The sequence below is a fragment of the Sporichthya sp. genome, from assembly GCF_013815995.1.
GTDB lineage: Bacteria > Actinomycetota > Actinomycetes > Sporichthyales > Sporichthyaceae > Sporichthya.
Window position 1 is genome coordinate 1 of record NZ_JACDFE010000061.1, and the last position, 19,259, is coordinate 19,259.

18 protein-coding genes and 1 pseudogene are annotated in these 19,259 nt (G+C 69.0%); 4 read left to right on the forward strand and 15 right to left on the reverse strand.

The genetic code is table 11. The annotated features are described in order from the left end of the window. Positions 1-162: 162 nt before the first annotated feature. The 8 genes from H0X00_RS09160 to H0X00_RS09195 form a co-directional block, all read right to left on the reverse strand. Positions 163-984 (reverse strand): ABC transporter ATP-binding protein, encoded by an 822-nt coding sequence (locus tag H0X00_RS09160; protein WP_293769283.1) that lies wholly within the window; start codon positions 982-984, stop codon positions 163-165. Further along, positions 984-1,685 carry an ABC transporter ATP-binding protein gene (locus H0X00_RS09165; RefSeq protein ID WP_293769285.1) on the reverse strand — a complete coding sequence of 234 codons (702 nt, stop codon included), beginning with the start codon at positions 1,683-1,685 and terminating at the stop codon, positions 984-986. The genes H0X00_RS09160 and H0X00_RS09165 overlap by 1 nt, the downstream gene beginning before the upstream one ends. Further along, positions 1,682-3,667: an ABC transporter permease gene (locus tag H0X00_RS09170; RefSeq protein WP_293769287.1), complete on the reverse strand. Its 1,986-nt coding sequence runs from the start codon at positions 3,665-3,667 to the stop codon at positions 1,682-1,684. The genes H0X00_RS09165 and H0X00_RS09170 overlap by 4 nt, the downstream gene beginning before the upstream one ends. Positions 3,668-3,673: 6 nt before the next feature. Further along, complete coding sequence (locus tag H0X00_RS09175) at positions 3,674-4,585, reverse strand: hypothetical protein (protein WP_293769289.1); 912 nt, start codon at positions 4,583-4,585, stop codon at positions 3,674-3,676. Next, positions 4,585-5,838 carry a hypothetical protein gene (locus H0X00_RS09180; protein ID WP_293769291.1) on the reverse strand — a complete coding sequence of 418 codons (1,254 nt, stop codon included), beginning with the start codon at positions 5,836-5,838 and terminating at the stop codon, positions 4,585-4,587. The genes H0X00_RS09175 and H0X00_RS09180 overlap by 1 nt, the downstream gene beginning before the upstream one ends. Before the next feature lie 28 nt (positions 5,839-5,866). Then, positions 5,867-7,309 carry an ABC transporter substrate-binding protein gene (locus H0X00_RS09185; RefSeq protein WP_293769293.1) on the reverse strand — a complete coding sequence of 481 codons (1,443 nt, stop codon included), beginning with the start codon at positions 7,307-7,309 and terminating at the stop codon, positions 5,867-5,869. 118 nt (positions 7,310-7,427) lie between these two features. After that, on the reverse strand, positions 7,428-8,477 hold the full coding sequence (locus H0X00_RS09190) for a DUF4124 domain-containing protein (protein ID WP_293769295.1): 1,050 nt from the start codon (positions 8,475-8,477) through the stop codon (positions 7,428-7,430). Positions 8,478-8,481: 4 nt separating this feature from the next. Next, complete coding sequence (locus tag H0X00_RS09195) at positions 8,482-9,408, reverse strand: hypothetical protein (protein WP_293769297.1); 927 nt, start codon at positions 9,406-9,408, stop codon at positions 8,482-8,484. Between the two features lie 168 nt (positions 9,409-9,576). Here H0X00_RS09195 and H0X00_RS09200 point away from each other — a divergent pair, with 168 nt between their 5' ends. Together H0X00_RS09200 and H0X00_RS09205 are read left to right on the forward strand one after the other, a co-directional pair. Next, positions 9,577-10,260, forward strand: coding sequence for a TetR/AcrR family transcriptional regulator (locus H0X00_RS09200; RefSeq protein ID WP_293769299.1), 684 nt, complete (start codon positions 9,577-9,579; stop codon positions 10,258-10,260). Between the two features lie 56 nt (positions 10,261-10,316). Beyond that, positions 10,317-10,940 carry a TetR/AcrR family transcriptional regulator gene (locus H0X00_RS09205; RefSeq protein ID WP_293769301.1) on the forward strand — a complete coding sequence of 208 codons (624 nt, stop codon included), beginning with the start codon at positions 10,317-10,319 and terminating at the stop codon, positions 10,938-10,940. Between the two features lie 25 nt (positions 10,941-10,965). On the opposite strand, the gene H0X00_RS09210 is transcribed toward H0X00_RS09205, so the two are convergent. From H0X00_RS09210 to H0X00_RS23785, 3 genes and pseudogenes are all read right to left on the reverse strand, one after another. Beyond that, entirely contained in the window at positions 10,966-11,457 is a 492-nt protein-coding gene (locus tag H0X00_RS09210) for a hypothetical protein (RefSeq protein WP_293769303.1), read from the reverse strand. Between the two features lie 79 nt (positions 11,458-11,536). Then, positions 11,537-11,678, reverse strand: a pseudogene (locus tag H0X00_RS23780) (acyl-CoA dehydrogenase family protein); the annotation flags it as partial. 229 nt (positions 11,679-11,907) lie between these two features. Further along, on the reverse strand, positions 11,908-12,054 hold the full coding sequence (locus H0X00_RS23785) for a metallothionein (protein WP_367186516.1): 147 nt from the start codon (positions 12,052-12,054) through the stop codon (positions 11,908-11,910). A 162-nt stretch (positions 12,055-12,216) separates the two neighbouring features. Between H0X00_RS23785 and H0X00_RS09220 the strand changes: the two genes are divergently transcribed. Further along, the gene (locus H0X00_RS09220) at positions 12,217-13,062 is read left to right on the forward strand and encodes a pyridoxamine 5'-phosphate oxidase family protein (RefSeq protein ID WP_293769307.1); all 846 of its coding nucleotides are present in this window, start codon (positions 12,217-12,219) and stop codon (positions 13,060-13,062) included. Between the two features lie 62 nt (positions 13,063-13,124). Here H0X00_RS09220 and H0X00_RS09225 read toward each other — a convergent pair whose 3' ends face one another. Next, on the reverse strand, positions 13,125-14,612 hold the full coding sequence (locus H0X00_RS09225; protein WP_293769309.1) for an aldehyde dehydrogenase: 1,488 nt from the start codon (positions 14,610-14,612) through the stop codon (positions 13,125-13,127). Positions 14,613-14,880: 268 nt separating this feature from the next. Between H0X00_RS09225 and H0X00_RS09230 the strand changes: the two genes are divergently transcribed. Then, entirely contained in the window at positions 14,881-17,055 is a 2,175-nt protein-coding gene (locus tag H0X00_RS09230) for a glutamine synthetase III (RefSeq protein ID WP_293769311.1), read from the forward strand. 16 nt (positions 17,056-17,071) lie between these two features. On the opposite strand, the gene H0X00_RS09235 is transcribed toward H0X00_RS09230, so the two are convergent. From H0X00_RS09235 to H0X00_RS09245, 3 genes are all read right to left on the reverse strand, one after another. Then, the gene (locus tag H0X00_RS09235) at positions 17,072-17,593 is read right to left on the reverse strand and encodes a GNAT family N-acetyltransferase (protein ID WP_293769313.1); all 522 of its coding nucleotides are present in this window, start codon (positions 17,591-17,593) and stop codon (positions 17,072-17,074) included. 106 nt (positions 17,594-17,699) lie between these two features. Beyond that, positions 17,700-18,653: a TIGR03560 family F420-dependent LLM class oxidoreductase gene (locus H0X00_RS09240; protein WP_293769315.1), complete on the reverse strand. Its 954-nt coding sequence runs from the start codon at positions 18,651-18,653 to the stop codon at positions 17,700-17,702. 32 nt (positions 18,654-18,685) lie between these two features. After that, positions 18,686-19,259: alpha/beta hydrolase (locus tag H0X00_RS09245; protein WP_293769317.1), on the reverse strand; the 574-nt coding region annotated here is incomplete at its 5' end.

Genomic DNA, 19,259 nt, shown 5'->3' on the forward strand with positions numbered 1-19,259 from the left:
ACAGGGCGGGGGCCGCGCTCATCGACGCGCCGAGCGCCAGGACGCCGGCCGCGGCGTAGGCACCGCGGTGGCCGAGGATCCGGCTGTGCCGCGGCTGACGACCGTGACGGGACATGGGGGCCTCCAACTGCCGAGCCATCAGATTGCGCACGTTTGGGGTGTTCACGCCGCTTCTTTGCCGAGATATGCGGCCTGGACATCGGGACTGTTACGGACCTCCCCCGCCGTCCCGGCCATCAGCGGTTTGCCGAAGTCCAGGACGAAGATCCAGTCGCAGATGTCGAGGACCAGGCTCATGTCGTGCTCGACCATGAGGATCCCGATGCCCCGACTGGCGACCAGCTCACGCAGCTGGCGACCGAAGTCACGGCTCTCCGCCGGGTCCAGACCTGACGAGGGCTCATCCAGCAGCAGGATCCGTGGGTTCCGGGCCATCGCCCGGGCCAGCTCGACGAGCCGGCCCTGACCGGTGGACAGCGAACCGACGACGCGATCGGCCAGCGGCTCCAGGCCGGTGGCGTGCAGCACCTCGTCGGCCGCGTGCCGGATCTCCCGGCGCCGGGCGCGGCCGGATGAGCGGAGCCCGAGCTGGGAGATCGGGTCCCAGCTGAGCCAGCGGGCCTCGACACCGAACTCCACGTTCTCCCGCACGGTCATCGTGCCGAAGAGCTCGAGCCGCTGGAACGTCCGGCCCAGGCCCTCGCGGGCGCGGCGCGACGGGCTGTGCCGGGCCAGGTCCTCACCGTCGAGCGTGACCTTGCCGGCCGCCGGTACCTGCAGTCCGCTGCAGACGTTGAACAGCGTGGTCTTACCCGCGCCGTTGGGCCCGATCAGGCCGGTGATCCGCCCGGGCGGGGCGTGCACGCTGACGCCGTCGAGCGCCGTCAGGCCACCGAACTTCACCACGACGTCATCGGCGCGCAGGCCCTCGCTCTGGCCGGCAATCTGGCCGGCAGTGTGGTTGGGGTTGTCCGCGGGGCTCATCACGCGACTCCCTCACCCAGGTAGCGCTCGAAGATCGTGCCGCTGCGGCACTGCGCCGGTTCGCCGATGAAGACGATCCGACCCTTGTTCAGGATGTAGACGTAGTCCGCGATGGCGAGGGCGCGCTGCACGTACTGCTCGACGACGAGGAGCGAGCGGCCCTCGGCTCGCAGCAGTTCGATCGCGGCGAAGATCTCGTCGATCACGACCGGGGCGAGCCCGACCGACAGCTCGTCGATCATCAGCAGCGCAGGCTCCGTCACCAACGCCCGGGCCACCGCCAGCATCTGCTGCTGACCGCCGGACATCGTGCCCGCGGTCTGCGAGAGGCGCTGCCCGAGCACCGGGAAATACCGGGTGGCGGTCTCGACGGCCTTCGCCTTGCCGCGACCCCGGGTGTGCATCGCGAGGTTCTCCGCCACCGTGAGGTTGCGGAAGATGCCGCGGCCCTCGGGGATCAGGCAGACCCCGTCGGCGACCCGGCGGTGCGGACTGCGGTGACTCTGCTCCCGGCCGTTCCAGCGAAGCTCGCCGGAGGTCGGGGTGACCAGACCGGCGATGGTCTTGAGCAGCGTCGTCTTGCCGGCGCCGTTCGACCCGAGCAGCGCGACGGCCGCGCCGGCCGGGACGGTGAGGTTGATGTCGTGCAGCACCTGGGTCCGGCCGTAGCCGGCGTGCAGATTGCGCAGCTCCAGGGTCATCGGGTCGCTCCCGTCGCCGGGACAGACGTTGGGGTGGCAGACGTGGGGGCGAGCCGCTGACGACGCCGCGTGGCGTGCGCCCCCGCGCGGGCCGGGCCATCGTCGGCCATCCGCCCCCACAGCCGGGTGTTGGGCAGATTGGTGACCAACCCGACCAGGCCGTTGGGCGCCTGCGCGAGCAGGATCGCGCCGATGCCGAAAAACATGGTCTGGTAGTTGATGACGTCGGCGTCGGTGAAGAAGGCCGGGATCGCCACCAGCATCGTGGTCGCCAGCGCGGCGCCGCCGAGGGTGGCCGAGCCGGCCGCCACCAGCACCGCGACCCAGATCAGCGACTGGAAGAACGAGTAGCTCGACGTGCCGACGGTGGTGACCTGCGAGCTGAGCAGCCCGCCGGCGATGGCGGCGAAGAACCCGCTGACGCAGAACACCACGGTGCGGGCCGCGGTGGTATTGATACCGAGGGTCTCGACCGCGACGTTGCTGTCCGCGGTGGCGCGCAGCAGCCGGCCGAGCCGGGTGGCGCGCACGAGTTCGACGGTGACGACAGAGGCCACCGCGATGGCGAGCACGAAGAAGTAGAACTCGTTCGTGCCGTCCAGCAGATTGCCGAACAGCGTCGGCCGCTCGACCGCGACCTGGCCGGAGGTGCCGAAGACCCAGGAGGTGTTGTAGAGCAGGTTCTGGAACAGGACGCCGAAGCCGAAGGTCGCCAGGGCCAGGAACAGGCCGGACAGCCGGATCGCCGGAATCGCCAGCAGGCCGGCAATCGGGACCACGACCAGGCCGGCCATCAGCAGCGCAGGCAGGAACGGCACTCCATCCGCCTGCAGGTGCCCCAGCGTGGTGGCACCGAGGGCGACGAAGACCGCATGGCACAGCGAGATCTGCCGGGACAGCCCGAGCAGCAGGCTCAGGCTGCTGAACATGATGAGCATCGCCATCGCCGTGGTGGCGGTGGTGGTGCGGGAGTCGGTGGCGAGGCTCGGGATGACCAGGCCCACGCCGACGATCACGGTGAGCACGATCGCCGGGAAGCGACGCGAGCCGGGGGCGAGGGTCTGACTCGAGGAGCGCGCCTGCACGCTCTTGGTGAGCTCCTTGAAGCTGCCCTTCTTGCTGACGATCAGCACGGTGAACAGCGCGATGAACGGAAGGCTCTGCGGGAGTCCGGACAGCCAGGTCTGGCCGGAGGCGTACTCGCTGACCCACTTGATGGACAGCTGGCCGAGGACGCCGAGCCCGATGGCGCCGGCGTAGGCGATCGGCAGGCTGACGAGGCGGCCCAGCGCCGCGGCGCCGAAGGCCTGCACGACCAGCAGGATGAGCACGAGGGCGTCAGCGCCGAGGGTCGGCGCGAGCAGCACGCCGGCCAGCGACGCGAAGGACGAGCCGAGCATCCAGGCCAACGTGGTGGTCCGCGAGGCGTTGGCCCCGGTCAGCTCGGCCAGTTGCGGGTCGTCGACCACGGCGCGCATGTCCAGGCCGGTCTGGGTGCGCTTGAAGAACAGCGCCAGACCCAGGCCGAGGCCCGCCGCGATCGTGGTGATCGCGATCTGGTCGTAACCGACGTTGACGGCACCGAGGTCGACGACCTTCTGGGGGAAGATCGGCGGGACCGGCTTGGACGTCGGGCCGTACATGATGATGACCAGGCCCTGCAGCGCCACCAGCAGACCGATCGAGACCACCACGTAAGCGGCCGACCCGGCGCCCTGCAGCCGGCGGAACAGACCGCGGTCGACAATCACCCCGACCAGCGGGCCGAGGCCGAGCACGACGAGGAACACCGCGAGTTCAGGAGCCAGGCCCCAGTCCACCGTGAGGGTGTAGTAGGCGTAGGCGCTGACCATCGCCACCGCGCCGTGGGCGAAGTTGAACACCCCGGAGGTCGTGTAGGTGACGACCAGACCCATCGCGGCGAGGGCATAGATCGACCCCGTGGTGATCCCGAGGACGATGAACGGCAGGTAGTCGGACATGACCGCTTACAGCGCCGCGGGGGTGCAGATCGCGCAGGGCAGGATCCCCTGCGGCAGCGCGGACGAGCTGACCGAGCCGGTGCGCTCGCCCGCCACCATCGCGCAGGACGGCACGTGCGCGTACCGGCCCTCGGGGATGACCAGCAGTCGCTCCGGCATCCGGGCCGCCGGTTCGCCCGCGCTCGACCCTCGGTCGTGAGCTGCCGCGTCGCGCCGGCTGCGCGCCAGGAACGGGGTCAGCAGCAGGTTCCGACGGGCCATCAGGCGCCGCCGCATCCCGACCATGCCGAGGACCGCGAGCACGCCGGCGACGGCCAGCACGGTGGCGGCGGAGGCGGTCGCGGTGAACGCGGGCCGGGCCTGCGACACATCCGCGGCCCGGTAGTACGCGAGCATCAGAGCCACGAAGGCCAGCGACATCGCGACGGCGCCGATCCGCAGGCTGCTGCGCAGTTCGCGCGGCATCGCGAGGACGCTGTCTTCGCGGACGCCTTGGCCCGAGGAGGCCTGCTTCGATCGGCTGCGCTGGGCGACCCCGGCGGTGACGGCGCTCTCGCTGGACCCACGGTGCCGGGAGGCACGCGACTCGAGGACCGGCGTGACGATGTCATCGAAGCGGTCAGGTTCCCCGGATCCATCGTCACCGGAGTCGGTGCGGAGGCTGAGGATGGCGTTCTCGATGCGGTCGAGCTTGCGCCACTCGTCGTGCATGTCGGCGGAGATGTACAGCGTCGCCCCGACACCGAGCAGGAAGACCCCGCCCAGGCCCCCGGAGATCAGGTAGGCCAGTTCCTCGGCGACGTATGGGGAGTCCGCGATGCCCTGGTAGCCCACGATCAGCAGGATCACGCCGCCCACCACGCACAGCACTGCGGCGATCCGGTCCCACTGCGATTTCAGAACGGTCAGGACGTCCATCAGACACGTCCTCCCTTCGCCCGCCAGAGCAGAGATGTGAGCGCAGCGACGCCGGCACCCACCGCGATCACCAGGTAGAAGAACTTGAGCTGGTCGTCGAGGTCGAGAGCCAGCGAGGTGGTCGTGGTCCTGGCGCCGGCCTGCGGGACGAAGTTCACCGTCGGCACGCCCGACGGGGTGATCCCGGCTGCGTCCACGGCGATCGGGAACCCGGCCGCCGTGTCGACGGCGCCGGTGGTGTCCGTTCCGGTGGCCGGCGTGACTGCACCGGCGTCGGTACCCGCGTTGTTGTCGGCCGTGACGAGGTTCAGCAGCGAACCGGAGCCGCCGAGGATGAAGCTCGAGGCATTGCCGATGAGGGTCCGGGCGACGCCTTCCGGCGAGCCGGCGAAGGGCAGCTTGCCCTTCTGCAGGATCTCCACCCCAGCGTTCGAGGTCCCACCGTTCACCTCGCGATCACCGACCAGCGCCACCGAGATACCGCCGTCGGACAGCGACTTGTTCAGCGCAGCCAGCACCGCCGCGTAGGGCGAACCCTGCGACCCGCCGGGCGCGGCGATCCCGTCCCGGGTGAGCCCGACCGGCTGGCCGGCCACGCTCACGCCGGTGACCTCGGTGGTCGAGGTCGTGGTCGGCGCCTTGTCGCCGGGCTTGAGCACGCTGACCGTGCGGACGTGCACCTCGCCGATCTTCAGGACGCCGTCGACGTCGATGCCGCGGGTGATGCTGTCCGCGATCGAGGTCATCACCCCGTCCTCACCGATCAGCACGCTGGTCTCCTGCAGGGAGCCCGAGGTCGCGATCACCCCCGCGGTCGGCCCGGCCAGCCGGGCCTTGGAGGTGGCGCTGCGAGCGGCCGACTCGGCGTCCAGCACCAGCGAACCGGTGGCGTCCTTGGCCGACGCCTTGGGCGTGAGGTTGCCGTCGGTCACGACGTAGAGCGGGTAGGTGAAGGGGAAGGCCTGACCGGTACCGACATTCGCCAGCGCCGGGGCGTTGACGATGGTGTCGCCCGGGTACGGGAACGACGCGAACGAGGACCCGCCCCCGGAGCTGTTCACCACCGACTGGGCGATGGGGCCGCCGGCGTCGTACAGGGTGTCGACGACCAGGAAGCCCGGGAAGTCGTAGCTGGTCCGCACGCCACTGGCCGAGGCGGTGCCCACCGCGGCACCTGACGAGGAGTCATCCGCCTGGGCCGGGGTGACCATCAGCGCGGCGAGACCGACGGTGGCAGCGACGCCGGCCCCCACCGTTCCGGCTCTCATTCCACGACGCATGTCAGGTACCCGGCTTCCAGTCGGGGGCGCACACGAACCCGCCCCGTTGGACGAATGCCCCATTTTCCAGCCGCACGGGCGCGATGCACCGGTTTGTCTGAGTTCGATCATCACTCTTGGCGAAAGTGATGCCTGGCAGGAGTCCGCCGAGCTTCTCGTCCTTGAGCGAATAGAGCAGATCGAGGAAATCCTTCGAGGTCACCGTCTGTTTGGCCAGGAACGTCGAGGCGTACTTCTCCAGCAACGCTCCGACCACAAAGGCGCCGGCTCCGACGTCGCCCGTGACCTTGCCGGGCTGGTACTTGGCCATCGAGTCCCGGTAGTCCTTGAGCAGTGGCGAGGTCGAGTAGGCCGGGGTCCGGCTGGCCAGGATCAGGCCGTTCACGATCGGGCCCTGGTCCAGCGTCGCCTGGATGCCCAGGTTGTAGGTGCCGGCCAGGATCGGAGTGAAGTTCTGCTGGGCGGCGTTGCGCGCGATCCGGCCGACGCTGGCGCTGTCCATCAACAGCACCATGACCTCGGCGCCGGCGTTCTTGGCCTGCAACAGCTGCGCGGTGTAGTCCGGCTGAACCAGCGAGACCTGCGCCTTGTAGACGATGTTGAGGCCCTTGTACGGCAGCAGCTTGGAGAAGGTGCTGATCTGCTGCGCGCAGGTGGAGGCCTCCTGGCAGTACAGGACGCCGAGCTTCTTCTTGTCGGTCTGCGAGGCGACGGTGTTGACGAAGCCCCACGCTTGGCCTACGTCGGCGCCGTTCATCGGGTTGAACACCATGATCGAGTGGTCGCTGGAAACCGCGCCGCCGATACTGCCGATGACCGGCACGCCCTTGGCCTTCAGGTACGGGATCGCGCCGTCGAGCTCGCCGAAGCTGTACTCGTTGAAGAACGCGACCGCCTTCTCCTGCTCGACACACTTCTGCGCGATCGCCTGCGCGTTGGCGGCGGCACCGCCGGTGTCGGCGATGATCATCCGGATCCGGTGCCCGGCCAGGCCGCCCTTGGCGTTGATGTAGGACGCCCAGGCGGCGTTCGCGACGGGGGCCGGGCCGGTGACCGCCCCGAGCACGCCGGAGGAGTTGCCGAACGAGCACATCACGATCTCGTCGCGCGGTCCGGAGGGAACCGGGACGGTGGCGCCGGTCCCCGGCACCTTGACGGTGTCGGTGGTGGTCTTGCCCGGCGCGTTGCCGGCGGCGGCCACCGGCTTGCCGGCGGTGCCCGTGCCCGTGCCCGCCACCGGGACCTGCGCGCCCGGGTCGACTGCGCCCGGCACTGCGGCCGCGGCCTGCCCCTCGGTGGCACCCGGCGCCGCGGCGACCGCGGTCGGAACGCTCAGAGCGCCCTGCGAGGCGGCGAGTTCTGATTCGGAGAGGTGACTGCCGCACCCCGCCAGGAGCGCCAGGGTGACAAACCCGATGCCGGCAGCCCGCGCTCGGGATGACATCCGTCGGGGAGACGTCCGTGGGCGACGTGTCCTTCTCATTGCTGCACTCCTCATCGGACCACCGGTGCGGGGGCACCGACGAACTGGGCGAGCAACCGGCTCGCGGGGTTGTCGAACGTCATCGTCGAGTCGGCCGGGCGCGGGCCTTCATGCCGAGCTGGTACTTGTCCGCCCAGAGTTCCTGGCAGGTGGCGTAGGTGACGCGGCCCTGCTCATCGGTCCAGCGGTACACGCTGTCGTGGAACGAGGCGTTGGGCCAGGCCGGCATCACACAGGCCGCGATCGCCTCGCCGGTGAAGCGGTGGACGGTGCCGGTCTCGTCCTCGGCCTCGACCTGCTGGCGCAGCGCGGCGAAGGTGCCCGGCTGCTGCTCCAGAATCGTGCGCCGGACCCGGACGATGTCCAGGGTCTTGTCGCCCTGCTGCAGCCAGGCGAAGTGGTGCGTGCGGGCCCCGTCGGGGATCTCGTAGAGCCCCGACCAGGTCGGATCGCTGTCCGGCGCTTCGAAGGAGATCTGATTGAAGATCAGATCGTCACCGAAGTACATCGGCGACCAGCACACGGGGGGCGCCGGCGGGAAGCCCTGGGTCTCCTTGCGGACCTGACGCCACGAGCGGTCGCGCGGGTAGTGGCAGTCGACGGTGTGCCGCTCACCGTTCAGGACGAGCTCGCCGGTGACGTGCATGAACTGCTCACTGCCGCCGGTGACCCGTCCCGGGTCACCGTGGTGGTCGTCCTCCCCCGGGACCACGTGGCCGCGGGCGAGGAGCGGAGTGACGCCGGTCTGCAGCACGTCGAAGGAGGTGCTGCCGTCGGCGCTGGCGTAACTGACCCGGGCCACCCGGCCCGGTTCGGTGAACTCGATGACCAGTCCGTTCTCGGTCCGGATGGTGTTCCCGTCGATCTCCGGCCAGGGCATGGTGATCTCGTAGTTGATGTGCGCGGCGTCCACCGGTGACGGGTTGTTCAGGCCCTGGAAGATCACCACGCCGCCCTGCGAGAGCGGGAAGGTCGGCTGGTAGCGGATGTAGGCGAAGACGCCGATCGCGGCCTCGGGCACGGCGAACCCGAAGTAGTGCGTGTGGATCGTGTGGTGGTCCCAGGCCTCTCCCGCCCCGGGCAGGGGCAGGATCAGGTCGCTCTCGGGCGGCTGGGTGGGCAGGGCCATCGGGTTACCTGCTCGCCATCTCGCGGTCGACCTCGGGCTCGATTCCGGGCTCGATTCCTGCCGAAGCCGCAGCGGCCGGCGCGGCCTTGGCCGACGGCAGCAGCAGGGTCTTGAGCTGGTCGATGATCGTGCCCTCGTTGCCGGTCTCCGGCCTGGCCACGGCGAGGGAGATGATCCAGACCGCGTAGAGCGCGAGGCCCAGCGTCGCGGCGCAGCCGATGTAGGTGACCCACATCGAGACGTCCTGCTGGTTGAGCGTGATCCACATCGGCCAGGCGACGGCGCCGTTGGCCAGGCCGTCGGCCATCGGGATCAGCGGGATGATCGCCAGCAGCTGCAGGTTCGACTTCAGGTGCGGGCGGACGTGGTAGATCAGCGCGCCGGCGACCATGGGCATCACCGGGTTCACGAAGCCCCACCAGATGGGGAAGCCCCACGGGTTCAGCGGCTGCTCGCCGTAGTAGAGGTAGGTGCCGGTGACGATGCCCGGGGTCTCCAGCGCGATGTCGACGACGCAGTCGAGGGCCCAGAGCTGGAACAGGCCCTTGCGCGTGATGCCGTTCTGGAAGAGCCGGTACGCCAGGTAGCCGAGGCCGCCGACGTACCAGGGGTACACGAAACAGATGTAGAGCGGCATCGTCCGGTCGAGGATCGTGAATGTCCCGAGGGCGTCGGCCTCCTTGAGGTACACCAACCCGAGGACGTCGACGACGGGCTCCATCGTCGCCGCGAACGCGCCGCCGATCAGGCAGTAGAGCAGGACCGGGTTCTTGTGCTTCTTGATCTCGCGGAGCGCGAAGCAGATCATCCCGAGCAGCGGCAGGAAGATGAAGATGTTGAAGATCGTCTCCGCCGTCTTCGGCATCTCGTCGTCCACCGGAGGCTGAGGAATCGTCGCCGCGGTGTCGGCGGCCAGCTGGATCAGCTGCATCAGGTAATCGCTCCTCGGACGGCGCAAAGGTGTGGCGGCTCTTCCAGTGACGGTAGCCCGCGGTGAAGCGACTTTTCAATACTGAAACTTCACTAGATTGCAAGGTCGATCGTTCGTAGTTGATCGATTGATCAGTTTTGATATGGTGCTCGTGAACGAGGAGGACCGATGCTGGATGCCGGCGACCCGAGCGCCACGCGCACTCCGTCCGCGCGCGTCCAGCGCCGGCAGCAGCGCACCCGGGCCCAGTTGACCCGGGCCGCCGCGCACCTGATCGCGGACAAGGGCGTCGACGGTCTGCGACTGCGCGAGGTCACCGATGCCGCCGACGTCGGATTCGGCTCGTTCTACAACTACTTCGAGTCCAAGGAGGACCTGGTCGAGGCGGTCGTGCTCGACCTGATGTCCGCGCTCGCGCAGACCCTGATCGCGCAGGTCGAGGCCTTCACCGATCCGGCCGAGGCGGCGAGTGCGGCGCACCGGTGGTTCGTCCGCAACGCCACCGAGGATCCCGAGACCGCGCGTCTGATCGTCAATCTGGACCAGGCCGACGTGCAGTTCCAGGAACGGATTCTGCCCTTCGGGCAGCGCCTGTTGGAGGCGGGCGTCGAGCAGGGCCGGTTCACCGCGATGCCCTCGCCGGTGACGACCCTGACCTATGTGGTGGGCGCCACCCTTGCCGTGACCCGCGCCGTCCTGGATCGTCGAACGGGACCGGAAGCGGAGTCGCAGACGGCCGAGGTGCTGCTGCACGCCCTCGGCCTGGACGCCGAACAGGCGCGGGAGATCGCGTACCGGAATCTGCCGAGCGTGATGCTCGTCGAAGCCAGCGAGCGCCCACTTGCTAACTGAATAAGCTTTCAAGATTGAAAGTTGATTCTAGAAACTTCCCCTGCCATATTGGATGCGTGACCGAGCAAGAGGTGGCCGAGGTCCGCACCCGGACCGACCGCCGTCGCGAGCGCACCCGCGGAAAGCTGACCGATGCCACCCGCGAACTGATCGCCGAGAAGGGCGTCGCCGGGCTGCGCATCCAGGAGATCACCGAGCGCGCCGATGTCGCGCTGGGCTCCTTCTACAACCACTTCGACTCCAAGGAAGCCGTCGTCGAGGCGGTCATCGCGGACAGCCTGCAGGGCATCGCGGAAACGCTCGCCGCCGATCCGGTCGAGGACGCGGCCGAACTGGTCAGCATCGCCGTCCGCCGCTTCGTCGGCCTGGCCTACTCCGACCCCGAATTCGCCAGCGTCGTCGTGCACCTCAACCACGCCGACGCCCTGTTCGGCGTCGCCGTGCACCCAGCCGCCCGGGTCGCGGTCCAACGCGGCATCGCCGAGGGCCGCTTCGACGTCCCCGACCTCGAGGTCGCGGTCACCGCGATCCTCGGTGGCTCACTCGCCGTCATGCGGGCCATCGTCGACGGCCGGCTGGGCAAGAACGCGGAGCAGAAGTACGCGGAAGGGTCGCTGCGCTCGCTCGGCGTCCCCCCGGCGGAGGCCGCCGAGGTCGTGCGCCGCCCGCTCAAGGCCTGACCAACCGTCAGGCCCGGCGCCCCGCCTACTTCTTCGTGTAGGTGATCTTCTTCATCACCGGCTTGCCGTTGACCACCACCGGGGCGTCCTGCGCGCCGGCGGACTCACCGAACTCGTAGGTGCCGAGCGTGCCGTCGTCCTTGTGCAGCATCGGCCAGTAGGCGCCACTGGCGAGCTTCTTGTCGCCCTTGACCTTCACGTTCTTCGACTCGCCCTCGGAAATCTCGACGAACCCGATGACCGCGCCGGGCTCACCCTTGACGTCCTTGTGCAGAGCGATCCAGCCGGCGGAGCCGTCGATCGTCACCTTCTTGATCGTGATCGCGGTGCCGTCGCCGGTCTGGCTGGCGACATTCAGGGTGCCGGTCGCCGCAGCGGGCTCCGGGGTGGGCGCAGGACTCGAGGCCTCGTCGTCGTCGCCGCACGCCGCGGTCAGGAGCACCAGCGCGGTCGTCGCGCCGAGCGCGCAGGCGCGGGTGAGGTTACGGGTGATGCGGTTGTGCACGGAAGTGATCATCTGTTGATCCTCGTCGGACCGGACAAACCGCGCCAGGGCCGTTGGGGTCACGAACCGGCGTCAGTAGAACCGGGTCCCATCAGACCGGGAGGCCGAGCGCGCGCGATGAGCATCTTCTGCACCTCGGAGGTGCCCTCACCGACGGTCAGGATCCGGGCGTCCTGATAGTGCCGGGTGGTGGCGGTCTCGGTGATGAAGCCGTAGCCGCCCTGCAGTTGGGTGCCGATGTAGGCGCGGCCTTCCTCCTTCCGGGACTTGAACGTAGAGCAATGGAGTCGACGTTCAATACTGAAAGTTGATTCTAAAAACTTGTGCTGGCGGGGGCTCAGCGGGCCGTAGGTGCACCACTTTGCGTCGGAACGAGCACGGCGTCGATGGCGGCCAGCGCGTCGGCGAGGTCGCGGTAGGTCACCGTGCCACCGGGAACGCGCCCGGGCGTGAGTGGGCCACTCAGCCGGCGGCGACCAGCGGCGCACCGCAGTGACACCTGTACTGGGCGTCGCCGTGGTGCTCGCAGGAGCACGGAGTGCGAATCTCGACCCGGCAGTCACAGCCCGAGTGCTCGCAGGTCAGGACGGTTCCCGCAACTTCGTGCATGGCAGTGGTCTCCTCCGTTGGTGTCCGAGCACTCCCGGTTCCGCTGCACTACCCGCCCTGCCGAGGCGCACGCCGACGGTGTGACGCAGCCCTCGGTCCTCGATGCAATGATCGCGGTCGCGGTGCGGTTGAAGCCCCGGACTGCGACCCGACGGAGGAGCCGTGAGCGCGTTCCGCGGATTCCACGATGGCGAGCTCGAGGTCCAGGACCGGGCTGGGGTCCGCGAGGACGCAGCCCGCCTGGTGGGCATGCTCGCCCCCGCCCACTTGTTCGACGGCGCGGTCCGCTTCCTGGCCGGGCAACACCTCGCCGCGCTCTCCGCACGCGACCGGGACGGCCGCCTCTGGGTGTCCGCGCTGGAGGGGCCCGAAGGCCTCCTCGAGGCGAGCGCGACGAAGCTGCTCGTGCACACCTCGCCTAGGCCCGGCGACCCGCTGCACGGTCTGCCGGCCGGGCAACCGGTCGGACTGCTCGCGATCGAGTTCGCGACCCGGCGGCGGTTCCGACTGAACGGCACCCTCACCGGAGTCGGCGACGACCTGGAGATCGAGCTGGCCTACGGGAACTGCCCGAAGTACATCCACCCGCGCAAGCTCACGGTCTCTGACGCCGCCGGTACCGTCGCGGCGCCGGGGCCCAGCACGACGCTCTCCGCCGGCCAGGTCGAGCTGATCCGCTCCGCCGACACGTTCTTCCTGGGGACGACCCACCCGGACCGCGGGAACGACGCGTCTCACCGCGGTGGCCCGGCCGGGTTCGTCGGGGTCGAGGGCAACACCGTGTGGTGGCCGGACTACGTCGGCAACGACATGTTCAACAGCTTCGGCAATCTCGCCGTTGACGACACCGCCGCGCTGCTGTTCCCCGACTTCGCCACCGGGCGGACGCTGCACCTGTCCGGGCGCGCGAGCGTCGTGTGGGACGCCCCCACCGAGACCGGTCGCGCGGTCCGGTTCACCGTCGAGCAGGTGGTCGAGGGCCCGCCGCTGCTGCAACGCACCCCTTGACCAAGGGATGTCATCCGCAGCGACTGCCGCTGCGGATGACATCCGTTGTGGCGTGTGTGGCGTTATGGCTTGCCGTCGAGCAGGACGGTCTTGGTCTCCAGGTAGGAGCGCAGACCCTCCTTGCCGCCCTCGCGGCCGATGCCCGACTGCTTGAAGCCGCCGAAGGCGATCGAGAAGTCGAGCTTCATGTTGTTGTGCCCGACCGTGCCGGAGCGCAGCTGCTTGGCGACGCCGTAGGCACGGGTGGAGTCCGGGGTGAACACCGCGGCGTTGAGGCCGTAGATGGTGTCGTTGGCGATCTCGATCGCCTCTTCCTCGCTGTCCGCGGGGATGACCGAGAGCACCGGGCCGAAGATCTCCTCCTGCGCGATGACCTGCTTGTTGTCCACGTTGGCGAACACCGTCGGCTCGATGAAGTAGCCGCGGTCGAGGTCCTTCGGCCGGCCGCCGCCGGTGACCAGACGCGCACCCTCCTCCAGGCCCTTGGCGATGTAGCCCTCGACGCGGTCGCGCTGGATCGCGGAGGTGAGCGGTCCCATCTGCGTGGCCGGGTCGAACGGGTCACCGACCTTGACGGCGGAGAACGCGGCGGCCAGGGCCTCGGCGAACTCGTCCTGCTTGGAACGCGCGACCACGATGCGGGTCAGCGAGGCGCAGACCTGGCCGGACAGGAAGGTCTCGGCACCGGCCAGCACCTGAGCGGCGTGGTTCAGGTCGGCGTCGTCGAGAATGATTGCGGCGGACTTGCCGCCGAGCTCGAGGGTGACGCGCGCGATCCGCTCACCGGCGATGGAGGCGATGCGGCGGCCGGCAGCAGTCGACCCGGTGAACGCGATCTTGTCCACCCGCGGGTCGCGGACCAGCATCTCGGAGACCTCGCGGTTCGCGGTCACCACGTTGAACACACCGGCCGGCAGCCCGCACTCGTCAGCGGCCTCAGCCAGCAGGTAGCCGGCCGCCGGGGCCTCCGGCGACATCTTGAGGATCACCGTGCAGCCGGCGATGAACGCCGGAGCCATCTTCACTGCGGCCAGGTCCAGCGGGCCGTTCCACGGCACGATCGCCGCGACGACGCCGACCGGTTCCCGGCGCAGCAGGCCGTAGCTCTCGCCCCAGATCGGGCTCGGCATCGCGGGCACGACCTCTTCGAACGGGAAGCTGTTCGCGAGGCTCGCGTAGTAGCGGAACAGGTCGGGGATCTGCGGCGCCATGGACTGCGCAATCCCGTGGAGCACGCCGGACTCACGTGGCCAGATACTCGCGTAGGCCTCGGCCTTGGACTGCAGCGCGTCGGCGAAGGCGAGTATGTGGCCGGCCCGCTCGGCGTGGCTCATCCGGGGCCAGGGGCCCTTCTCGAACGCTTGGTGCGCGGCCTCCATCGCGTGGTTCATGTCGGCGGCCTGCGCCTCGGCGACCTTGAAGATCGCCCGCTCGGTCCCCGAGTCGATGACCTCGAACGTGGCGTCGGAGCTGGGGGTGACCCACTCGCCACCGATGTAGAAGCTGTTGGCGCCCTTGAGGTGGACCTGGACGTCGTCGGTCAGGCTCATTGCGGTCCCTTCGATCGGTGTGCAGTCGGCGCCGGGGCGCGCCTGTCGATTTCTCTGCGGGCGCTCACGCGCCGGCCTGCGGCAAACCTACCTGCGTTCGATTTGAGCGTTCAGAGGTCATTCCTCCCACCTAAACACTTTAGGTTTGGGTGCGCAATCACCGACCGAGCGGTCGATGGTCATCTCCGGGAAACATTCGGTGTCGGGGGCGCGCCTAGGTTCGCGTGAGCTGCCGACGACGAGGCAGCCGTGACCGAGGAGCTGCACCGTGAGTGGAAACCGCGTCCGTCTTGACGCCATCAAGGACGTCGAGGCCTACGTTCCTCCGGCGGTCAGTTACGCGGCCACCGAGACGCCCGGGGAGATCTTCGGCGCCAACGTGTTCAGCACGAGCGTCATGCAGAAGCGTCTGCCCAAGTCCGTCTACAAGTCGGTCCTCGCCACCATCGAGCGCTCCGCTCCCCTGGACCCGCTGGTCGCCGACGCCGTCGCCTCGGCCATGAAGGACTGGGCGATGGAGAAGGGCGCGACGCACTACGCGCACGTCTTCTATCCCCTCACCCACCTGACCGCGGAGAAGCACGACAGCTTCCTGGAGCCGGTCGGTGACGGAACCGCGCTGGCCGAGTTCGCCGGCAAGACCCTGACCCAGGGTGAGCCGGACGCCTCCAGCTTCCCGAGCGGCGGCCTGCGCAACACCTTCGAGGCCCGCGGCTACACCGGCTGGGACGTCACCAGCCCGGCGTACGTGCTGGAGAACCCGAACGGCAACACCCTGTGCATCCCGACCATCTTCGTCTCGATGACCGGTGAGGCCCTCGACCACAAGACCCCGCTGCTGCGCTCCCAGCAGGCGATGGCGACCCACGCCGCCCGCATCATCAAGCTGTTCGGCCACGACCCGGGCACGGTCGTCTCCTACTGCGGCGCCGAACAGGAGTACTTCCTGATCGACCGTCACTTCTTCCTGGCCCGGCCGGACCTGATCAACGCCGGCCGGACGCTGCTGGGCGCCAGGCCCCCGAAGGGCCAGGAGTTCGACGACCACTACTTCGGCGCCATCCCCGACCGCGTGCTCGGCTTCATGATGGACACCGAGCGGGAGCTGTTCAAGCTCGGCATCCCGGCCAAGACCCGGCACAACGAGGTCGCGCCCGGCCAGTTCGAGATCGCGCCGATGTTCGAGCGCGCCAACGTCGCGGCCGACCACCAGCAGCTGCTGATGACCACCTTCAAGACCGTCGCCAAGAAGCACGGCATGGAGTGTCTGTTCCACGAGAAGCCCTTCGCCGGTGTGAACGGCTCGGGCAAGCACGTCAACTTCTCGATGGGGTCCTCGACGGTGGGCAACCTGCTGCTGCCCGGGGACACCCCGCACGACAACGCGCAGTTCCTGGTCTTCTGCTCCGCGGTCATCCGCGCGGTGCACAAGTACGGCGGGCTGCTGCGGGCCTCGGTGGCCTCGGCCAGCAACGACCACCGCCTCGGTGCGAACGAGGCGCCGCCGGCGATCATCTCGATCTTCCTGGGCGACCAGCTGGCCGACGTGTTCGACCAGATCGCCAAGGGCGCGGCCACCTCGTCGAAGGGCAAGGGCACGCTGATCCCCGGCGTCGACACGCTGCCGTCCCTGCCCACCGACCCGGGCGACCGCAACCGCACCTCGCCGTTCGCATTCACCGGCAACCGGTTCGAGTTCCGGGCCCCCGGCTCGATGCAGTCGGTGGCCGGGCCGATGACCACGATCAACACGATCATGACCGAGGCGCTGGACTACATCGCCTCCTACCTCGAGGCGGCGGTGGCCGAGGGCACCGAGTTCAACACCGCGGTGCAGTTGATCCTCACCGAGATGATCACCAACCACGGCGCCGCCGTCTTCAACGGCAACGGCTACTCCGAGGACTGGCAGATCGAGGCCGCCGCCCGCGGTCTTCCGAACCTCAAGACGACCCTCGACGCCCTGCCCGAGCTCGTCTCCGAGGCGTCGATGGAGTTGTTCGAGAAGTACCACGTGTTCAACCACCGGGAGATGCACAGCCGCTACGAGATCGGCCTGGAGCAGTACGCCCTCAGCATCGGCGTCGAGGCGCGGCTCACCCTCGAACTCGCCAGCACCTCGGTGGTCCCGGCGGCGGTGCGCTACCAGACCGAGCTCGCCCAGAACCTCGCGGCGCTGAAGAAGGTCGGCTTCGAAACCGACCTGACCGACCTCGAGGTGGTCAGCGCGAAGCTGACCGCCCTGCGGGTCGCACTGCGGGCGCTGGACGCTGCCCTCGCGACCGACCCCGGGCACACCGCGGCGGCCGAGGCCACCCACGCCGGTACGGCACTGCTCCCCGCGATGGAGGCCGTTCGCACCGCCGCCGACGCCCTCGAGGCCGTCGTCGCCGACGATCTGTGGTCCCTGCCGACCTACCAGGAGATGCTTTACATCCTGTGACCGAGGATCGGCCGGGTCAGAGCGTGAGCTCCAGAAAGCGCATGCTCTCGACCAGGCCGATCTTGGCCGCTTCTCCGTCGTCGAACATCGCGACGTCGCGGAAGCCCACGGACCGGTAGAGCGCCTGCGCGGAGGTCATGAAGTCGGCAGTCTCCAGTCGCAGGAGGTTGTAGCCGTCGGCCCGGGCGTCCGCGATCAGGCGCTCGATCAGGGCGCGGGCGATGCCCAGGCCGCGGTAGGCGGGGTCGACGATCATCCGCTTCACCTCACCGGTGGCAACGTCAACCGGTTTGAGGCCGACCATGCCGCTGACCTTCCCGTTCTGACGGTCGATCAGCAGCCGGCCCCGCGGACCCAGCATCCCCGGCAGGTCGGCGCGGACGTGCGCGCGGACCGTCGTGTGGGCCTCAGTCAACTGCTCCGCCGTGAACCGGCCGCGGGCCACCTGCTCCCCGCCGGCCCAGTCCAGGTACCAGTCGATCAGGTGCGCCGTCTGCGCCTCGGCGCCATCAACGTCGCCCTCGACCCGCTCGATCACGCGCCTGTCCTCTCGGGTTCCGCAACTGAGCGAAGGTTGACACGCATGTGGCGACTGGACGCGCCGGCGGACCCCACCTGTTTCAACCCTGTCGCGCAGTGGCGGGTCACCGGAACTGCGGGATGACCTTCTCCGCGAACAGGCGCATCGTCTCGGTCGACGGATAGTCCGAGCACCACGGGTAGAAGCCGGTGCAGCCGAGGGCCTGGTAGGCGGCGATCTTCTCGGCGACCTGCTCGGGGGTGCCGACGAGGTTGCCCGCGCGCCAGGATTCGAACTCCTCGCCCCACGTACTGCGGCTACCGCCGTCGACGAGCTCCTTCTCGGTCTCGCGGATGTGGATCTCCGGAGACCAGGTCTTCTGGATCTCGTCGTAGTCGCGGCCGACGTCGCGGCAGTGGCCGGCGAGGATCTCGGCCTTGGCCGCCCACTCGTTCGGCTTGCCGCCGAAGTTGGACGCGTCGGCGAGGCGGGCCACGATTCGCAGCGTCACCTTCTCGCCGCCACCGCCGACCAGTACCTGCGGACGCGGGGTCTGGACCGGCTTGGGGTCGCACTCGCCGCGCTCGAGTTGGTAGTAGCGCCCCTGGTAGGAGAAGGACGGCTCCTTCCACATCCCGGTGACGATCTCGATCGTCTCGCGCATCGCACGCAGCCGGTCGCCGTTGGAGGCGAACTCGTAGCCGTACCCGTTGAACTCGTTGCGGTACCACCCGGCGCCGATCCCCCAGATCAGCCGGCCGCCCGACATCACGTCGATGTTCGAGGTGATCTTGGCCAGGAGCGCGGGGTTGCGGTACGGATTGCAGCCGACCATCTGCCCGAGCATGATCTTCCGGGTCCGCTGGGAGATGGCGGCCATCGTGGTCCAGCACTCGAACATGGCTTCCTGCGCCGGCTTGGGCACGTTGTGGAAGTGGTCGTAGACCCAGAGCGAGTCGTAGCCGAGCTCCTCGGCCAGCTGCGCGATCTCCACCGCCTTGGCCCACTTGGCGACCGGGTCCTCGATGGACTTCAGCTCCAACTTCCAGCCCTGGGGGATGAACACCCCGAACTTCATCGCCCCTCCTTTCAGCACACCGCCAGCAGCAGTCATACCGACAGCCTTCCCCGAAGCCAGGCCACCGACTCGTCCATCGCCTCACGGCCGATGCCGAGCATGCCGAAGAAGTTCCAGAAGCCGTGGATCGCACCGTCGTAGCGGCTGATCGTGACGTCGACGCCGGCCTTGCGCAGCGCCTCGCCGTACCACTCGCCGTCGTCGCGGATCGGGTCGTACTCGGCGGTGATCACCAGCGCCGACGGCAGGCCGGACAGGTCCTCGGTGAGGCCGGGCGAGGCATCGGACAGGTTCGCGTGCTCCGGGTCGGAGAGGTAGGCCTCGAGGAACCACTCGAAGTCCTTGACCTCGAGGAAGTAGCCCTCGGCGTTGTCGCGCATCGAATCGGTCGGGTCGCCGGCCAGGCGGGCGGCCGGGTACACCAACATCTGCCCGACCAGGGCCGGGCCGCCGGAGTTCCGCAGCCGCTGAGCGACCACCGCCGCGAGGTTGCCGCCCGCGCTCTCCCCGCCCACGGCCACCCGGGCCGGGTCGACGTTGAGCGACGCGGCGTTCTCGACCGCCCAGCGAGTGGCAGCCTCGCAGTCGTCCGCCGCGGCCGGGTAC

Excerpts from the sequence above, each read along its gene's own strand:
- H0X00_RS09165 (WP_293769285.1), bottom strand. The coding sequence starts at position 1,685 with ATGACCCTGGAGCTGCGCAATCTGCACGCCGGCTACGGCCGGACCCAG.
- H0X00_RS09170 (WP_293769287.1), bottom strand. The coding sequence starts at position 3,667 with ATGTCCGACTACCTGCCGTTCATCGTCCTCGGGATCACCACGGGGTCG.
- H0X00_RS09240 (WP_293769315.1), bottom strand. The coding sequence starts at position 18,653 with ATGAAGTTCGGGGTGTTCATCCCCCAGGGCTGGAAGTTGGAGCTGAAG.
- H0X00_RS09225 (WP_293769309.1), bottom strand. The coding sequence starts at position 14,612 with ATGAGCCTGACCGACGACGTCCAGGTCCACCTCAAGGGCGCCAACAGC.
- H0X00_RS09160 (WP_293769283.1), bottom strand. The coding sequence starts at position 984 with ATGAGCCCCGCGGACAACCCCAACCACACTGCCGGCCAGATTGCCGGC.
- H0X00_RS09195 (WP_293769297.1), bottom strand. The coding sequence starts at position 9,408 with ATGCAGCTGATCCAGCTGGCCGCCGACACCGCGGCGACGATTCCTCAG.
- H0X00_RS09190 (WP_293769295.1), bottom strand. The coding sequence starts at position 8,477 with ATGGCCCTGCCCACCCAGCCGCCCGAGAGCGACCTGATCCTGCCCCTG.
- H0X00_RS09210 (WP_293769303.1), bottom strand. The coding sequence starts at position 11,457 with ATGATCACTTCCGTGCACAACCGCATCACCCGTAACCTCACCCGCGCC.
- H0X00_RS09200 (WP_293769299.1), top strand. The coding sequence starts at position 9,577 with ATGCTGGATGCCGGCGACCCGAGCGCCACGCGCACTCCGTCCGCGCGC.
- H0X00_RS09185 (WP_293769293.1), bottom strand. The coding sequence starts at position 7,309 with ATGTCATCCCGAGCGCGGGCTGCCGGCATCGGGTTTGTCACCCTGGCG.
- H0X00_RS23785 (WP_367186516.1), bottom strand. The coding sequence starts at position 12,054 with ATGCACGAAGTTGCGGGAACCGTCCTGACCTGCGAGCACTCGGGCTGT.
- H0X00_RS09175 (WP_293769289.1), bottom strand. The coding sequence starts at position 4,585 with ATGGACGTCCTGACCGTTCTGAAATCGCAGTGGGACCGGATCGCCGCA.